Source organism: Ferruginibacter sp., from assembly GCF_031391665.1.
GTDB lineage: Bacteria > Bacteroidota > Bacteroidia > Chitinophagales > Chitinophagaceae > Ferruginibacter.
Map to the genome: position 1 here is coordinate 1 of NZ_JANMUN010000252.1, position 6,465 is coordinate 6,465.

The following is a 6,465-nucleotide window of genomic DNA, read 5'->3' on the forward strand; positions in this document are numbered from 1 at the left end:
TCCAGGCAAAGTATGGCGATAAAATGAGCAGCGTATTAGACATTCAATATAAAAAACCAAAAGCATTTGCCGGCACAGCTTATATAAGTTTGTTAGAGCAGGGTTTACATTTGGAAGGCGCTAACAAAAAAGGAAACGTTACCTATCTGTTTGGCTTACGCAATAAAAGCAATAAAAATTTATTACGCAGCCAGGAAACTGTGGGCTCCTACATTCCTTCCTCTTCCGATTTTCAAACATTTATTACTTATAAGGTTAGCGAAAAATTGCAGTTAGAATTTTTAGGTAATTATTCAGTAACAAAATTTACACTGTTTCCGCAGTCCGCACAAAAAACAACTTCTGTTTTTTCGCCGCTGTTTACAGCAAACCTTGGTTTAGATATTTTTTTTGAAGGCAAAGAGCAGGACGGCTACAAAACCAACCTGCTTGGCCTGAGCATGCTGTACAAGCCAACCAAAAAATTAAACCTAAAGTGGATGCTTAGCCGCTTTAGTAATAAAGAAAATGAAAACTTCGATATTGCCGGCGCCTATCTTTTTGGCGACAGGGATTTTGACCGCAGCAGCAGCACTTTTGGCCAAATAATAAATCCGCTGGGTGCAGGCTATTACCAAAACTATGGCCGCAATACTTTAGATATCGCCGTATATAATGCATCGCTTAAAGGCAGTATCGATAAAGGCAAACATTTTATACAGTTTGGCAACAGTATAGAGCAGACAAACATTAACGATAAATTAAAAGAATTTGAATATCAGGACAGTGCCGGTTATTCGCTGCCGCACAACCCCGCCAATTTAAATTTATATAAAGTTTTAACTTCCACTGCCGATCTTTCTATACAAAAATTCAGTGGTTATGTGCAGGATAATATCCGCCTGGGCAATGCCGCAAAAGACATTACGCTGCAGGCAGGCATACGCTACAATTACAACAGCCTTAACAAACAATTTTTATTAAGCCCACGCATGCAGGTTAGTTATAAGCCACAGTGGAAAAAAGATATGGTATTAAAATTTGCCGCAGGCGTTTACAGCCAGCCGCCATTTTACCGGGAGCTGAGAAGATACGATGGCACATTAAACACCAATGTAAAAGCACAAAAAAGTTACCAGTTTGTAGCCGGTGCCGATTATAATTTTAAAGGATTAGAAGGCCGCCCCTTTCGCATTACCACCGAAGCCTATTACAAAAGCTTAAGTGATGTAGATGTGTATGATGTGGACAATGTAAAAATACGTTACGCCGGTAACAACGATGCCAAAGCCTATGCAACAGGTATTGAAGCAAGACTGTTTGGCGAGCTGGTAAAAGATGCCGAAAGCTGGTTCAGCATTGGTTTTATGCGTACACGTGAAAATTTAAACAACGATGTGTATTACCAGTATAAAAATGCCGCAGGCGAAATTATTACCGCACAAAGCACCGATCAGCAGCCGGTTGACAGTATAAAAAATGAAATGGGTTTTGTACGCCGCCCCACCGACCGTTTAATAACCGTAGGTTTATTTTTAGAAGATTACCTGCCCACCAATAAAAATTTTAAAGTGCATTTAAATTTGCTGTACGGCAGCAACATGAGTTACAATATACCCAACAGTGTTAAATACCGCAACGCATTAATTATAGATCCGTATATAAGAATTGATATAGGTTTTAGCGCACAACTGCTAACCGAAAAAAGTAAACGCCGCAGCCACAGCCCTTTCTCCGGTTTCGAAAATATCTGGGCAAGTTTTGAAGTATTTAATTTAATCGACCGGCCTAACACCATCAGCTACCAGCTAATAAAAGATTTTGCCAACAACACCTACAGCATCCCCAACCGCCTAACGCCAAGGTTAGTAAATTTTAAAATTGTAGGCAGATTTTAATTGGCTTTGCCAATTATTTATTTTGAAACGGACATTGGTTCATTGTGGTACATCGTTGTGTCACTCACTTGTACTATTACAGCTTTATTGAACTTTTACTTAAGCGTATTTTTTGTGCTAAAATAAATTATAATACTGTTTTTAAAATTTCTATATTTAAAATATGGAAACAGTTATATTAAAAGCTATACAGCACCGCAATGCAGAATGCATAGGTATTTATTTCACCAGCAAGGCAATACTAAACGGTGCAGTTAAAAATATCAGCGGTGCAAAATGGAGTAAGACTAACCGGTGCTGGTACATGCCGCTTAATAAAATTAGCCATAGCAAAATAGTTGCAGCAGTAAAAACAATTGCAATAATTGAGCAAACTGAACTGCATAAATACCTTACTAATAAACAGAAAGTAACCTCCATTGGCAATAAATCCATACCGCAGCCGGGCATAATAAAACCTGCAGCCACACTGCCGCAAACAGTAAACAAACAAATCACTATTCATAAATCTCTAAATACATACCCGGTAAATGCAAATGTAATTGCCGCAATGCACCAGCACCTTATACTTAAAGCCTACAGCCCTTCCACCATTAAAACCTATATAAATGAAATGAACCAGTTTTTAGCAGCCATTAAAAATACCGAAGCAAATACTTTTGATACAGCCCGGATAAAAAAATATTTACAATACTGCCATACATCTTTAAAACTATCCGAAGCAACATTGCACAGCCGTATGAATGCATTAAAATTTTATTTTGAGCAGGTACTAAAAAAAGAAAAATTTTTTTGGGAAATACCAAGGCCAAAAAAACAACAGCAAAACCCTAATTTTTTTAATCAGGACGAGATAACCAAAATAATAAAACAAACTGGTAACATAAAACACAAGACAATGCTGATGCTTGCTTACAGTACAGGTATGAGGGTGAGTGAGGTAACATTACTAAAAGTGTGGCAAATAGATAGTAAACGAATGCAAATAAAAATACAGCAGGCAAAAGGCAAAAAAGACAGGACCATACCACTAAGCCCTGTTTTATTAGTAATGCTAAGGGAATATTTTATTACCTGCAAACCCGATAAAGCCAGTTATTTATTTTGCGGCCAGGTACCCACCGAACCCTACAGTACAAGGAGCCTTCAATTAGTTTTACAGGCAGCAAAACAAAGGGCTGGCATACTAAAACCCGGAAGCATACATGCACTGCGCCATAGTTTTGCCACGCATTTGTTAGATAAAGGCACAGACGTATCCATGATTATGAAACTATTAGGCCACAATGATATTAAAACCACCTTACGGTATTTACATGTTACAAATAGAGATGTGTTACAAATTATAAGTCCCTTAGATCATTTAGACTTAGGCTAAAAAACAATAATTAAAAATATAAATATTAAAAATAAACAATACCTTTATTTCAACATCCTGCCTTAGTTACAAACATGTAGTTGAGGAAAGCGAAGCTTTTAAAAAAATGCATCCACATGTTATATTTTTTAACTTTTGCAAAATGAATTTACGAAACAAAAATTACGAGTTTACAAGTTGCGTATATTTTTACAAACAAATTAAATTCAATAACTTATAAAAATATATGCAATTTTCAGAGGCTGAAAACTTTCGTATATTTATGCGTTGGTGGCAATTTTAAACGGCACCCTAATTCATTCAAGATTTTTATGACCAATTCAAGCTTAGACAAAATAAATATTGAGGACGAAGAACAATACTTTTATTATCATCCTCTTTATACGACACTTGCCTTTTTAATAACGTTACCATACTACTTTGGTTTTGGGACAATGTTTTATTTATGCTGGACAACGAATAAAACTAACTTGCTATTTGGTTTTCTAGCAGCTTTTATACTTCTGTCAAATCCATTCTTGCTCATAACAAACGCATTTGTAAAACTTTTACTTCGCAAACCAGCAATTGTGTTGACAGACAAATATCTTTTTGACAATTGGAACAATCTCAAATTGGAATGGGCAGACATAAAGCAAATAAGTTCATTTAACTTTCGCTGGTCATTTATTTGTATAAACACGACAAAAGACAATATCGTCTTTAGGCAAATTTTGAACCCTTCCAAATTTATTTTTATGGGACTTGAAAGATTATTTTCGGGCAGGACTTTGAAAATAAATTTATCACTTCTTAAAGACAAAAACAGTTACATAGTTTCGGCAACCAAACAATTCTGGCGGACTAAAACTGCCACCAACATTGGGTTTGCTGCAAGGCTGGCTGGACATTGAAGCAATGATCATTATATCGCTGTTGTGCTTCATCTGGGCTGGACATACATTGTTGGGCTTTTGTTTGTTAACCTGTACTTTTATATCTTTATTCAGCAGCGGTTCCGGGCTGGACGAGCAATGAATTCCAGCCCTGCAGCAAGCCCTGCTCGTTGGTGGCAATTAAACAGACGACCCTGAATGATGATAGGTTTGACAACGATACTTCAATCTGAACTCGACAAAATAAATTCATCTGTCAGGCTTATGACAAGTAAGGACACGACAATTAAAATGAATTTTGACGGTTGGGCATTTGCAGAAAGTGGCAGCCGCAATATTGACGTTTGCAGTTTTGTAGACAGCGAACAAATGCAACTTCAATTAGTAGACAGAGAAATAATTGCTGGACAAATTACAACAACCGATTTGATAAAAATTGCATTAATAACTGACAGTTGGCTTTCCAAAAATCAAACTATCAGGCATCTTAAAGACGAACATAACGAGTTCCGCATTTCAGAGAAATATTCAAACTTGTTGACATTAACAGTTGACGAACTTTTAGAAAAAAGGTGGACAAGTGAATACGAAAGAATTAAAAAACGAGAGACACTTTTTAACGCTGACTTATTTTTGGCTTTAAAAAAGAAGCTTTACAACTTATTTCCCTTTTTTAGTCACGACAATTTGTGGTTCAGCAATATTCTTGAAATTCCAAATGACAATTTCAAATCACCAATCATATTTTGCAACAAGGACACTTTTGAAATCGGAATGACTTTGGACAATTCTCAATCAAACAATTCATTTAAAACAACAAACATTGGCGTGGCGGTTGACAAGACAATAGAGCTTTTGCCAAGAGATTTTGAAAAGACTAGAAATCCGTTGACAAATTAACTGCCACCAACATGGGGTTTTATGCAAGTTGGGCTTGACAAACTTAACTTCAACAAATTGCAAAGCCGGTCATTGGTTCGGGCAGGACAAACATCGCTGGTCATTAATTCTTAACTTCAACTTTATAATTTCAATCAACAGCGGCCCGGGCAGACGGAATTCTAATTCCCAACCTGCATAAAGCCCTGTTCGTTGCCTGCAAGCCCAATTGCACTCTGCACTTCTTGACAATTATATTGAATTCAAAACATAACTTTTTAACAATTTTATAAAGAAATTTTAATGAAAACTAACAACGGATTTGAAATAAATTTTGTCTATTTGGCTTACATTCCGCCTTTTCATGATGAAGACCAACCTTATATTTTAGAAACTGAGTTAATTAAAACTGAAAGTAAAACAACAGAGTATCTCTTTAAAATATTTGACTCTGCAATTGATGTTGCCAAAATTGAAATACTTTTTAATTCTGACGACAAACAAAATAATGATACAAGAAACACAATACTTTCTATTTCACAATTATCAACCGCTAAAGCTAAAACTACACATGCTCAGAAATTAGCACAAAAACTTTATGAAATAACAGACGAAAGAAATGGAACAGGATTATTCACAATACTTGAAGGAAAAAAGGAACAAACAACAAGAATTGTGTTAACAAGATTTAAAGGAGTTGAAGGTTTAGTAAATCATGGAAAAAAATTATTGATTGATTATATTTCAGAAGTTTTTACAAAGAAATCAAATCATTATAAAATGGCTGTTTATGAAGATATTTTATCTACAAAGTCATTTTGGAAAGGTTATTCAATAGATAAACAAATTTCAGGCAGTTCGTATAAACCTATATCATTCTTTTGGATTGAATCATTTCTTGATTCAAAAACTGCTTTGACAGCAGCTCAAGGAACTTTACAATTTTCAAAAGTCATTAAAGCAATTCTTTTAAAAACTACAGATATTGCGGAACAAGAAGAAATAATTTCAGGCGTCATAAATTTAAGGAGCAAGAAAAATATACAAATGAGTGTTTCAGATTTTTGCAGTACTTATTTATCGGAAAGTATTACAGCTAAAATTAAAAACGAGACAAATGATGATTTTTTCAATTCAATTTTTTTAGTTGACAATGAGGTATATAAAAAAGAATTTGGTAAAACAGTATTAAGTTTACAGGATGGAATAACTGCATATGTGCCTACTTTTAACTACGAAAAACATGTAACTGAGACTTTAAATAAAGATGGCAGTAAAAATATTACTATCGAAGGCAAGCTAAACAGTAAAAAAATAAACGTTCAGCAAACAGAGAAAACAGCTAAATGAGAAACGACTTTGAAATAATAAAAGCTAATTTCATTTCAATAGTTCCTACTCTTAAGGAAATAGCAAATAAAATTCAAGAAAATCTACTCGAAATTTTCGATGGAGT

General features: G+C 35.0%; 5 protein-coding genes. All 5 read left to right on the top strand.

What is annotated here, in order from left to right; translation table 11 throughout:
* Positions 1 to 1,877 (top strand): TonB-dependent receptor (locus tag ACY651_RS19290; protein WP_462255142.1); only part of this gene is annotated, 1,877 nt, incomplete at its 5' end.
* Between the two features lie 163 nt (positions 1,878 to 2,040).
* Positions 2,041 to 3,255 (top strand): tyrosine-type recombinase/integrase, encoded by a 1,215-nt coding sequence (locus ACY651_RS19295; RefSeq protein WP_462255143.1) that lies wholly within the window; start codon positions 2,041 to 2,043, stop codon positions 3,253 to 3,255.
* A gap of 311 nt (positions 3,256 to 3,566) precedes the next feature.
* Positions 3,567 to 4,148: a hypothetical protein gene (locus ACY651_RS19300; RefSeq protein WP_462255144.1), complete on the top strand. Its 582-nt coding sequence runs from the start codon at positions 3,567 to 3,569 to the stop codon at positions 4,146 to 4,148.
* A gap of 246 nt (positions 4,149 to 4,394) precedes the next feature.
* Positions 4,395 to 5,030 carry a hypothetical protein gene (locus tag ACY651_RS19305; protein WP_462255145.1) on the top strand — a complete coding sequence of 212 codons (636 nt, stop codon included), beginning with the start codon at positions 4,395 to 4,397 and terminating at the stop codon, positions 5,028 to 5,030.
* 282 nt (positions 5,031 to 5,312) lie between these two features.
* Positions 5,313 to 6,359 carry a hypothetical protein gene (locus ACY651_RS19310; RefSeq protein ID WP_462255146.1) on the top strand — a complete coding sequence of 349 codons (1,047 nt, stop codon included), beginning with the start codon at positions 5,313 to 5,315 and terminating at the stop codon, positions 6,357 to 6,359.
* Positions 6,360 to 6,465: the final 106 nt, after the last annotated feature.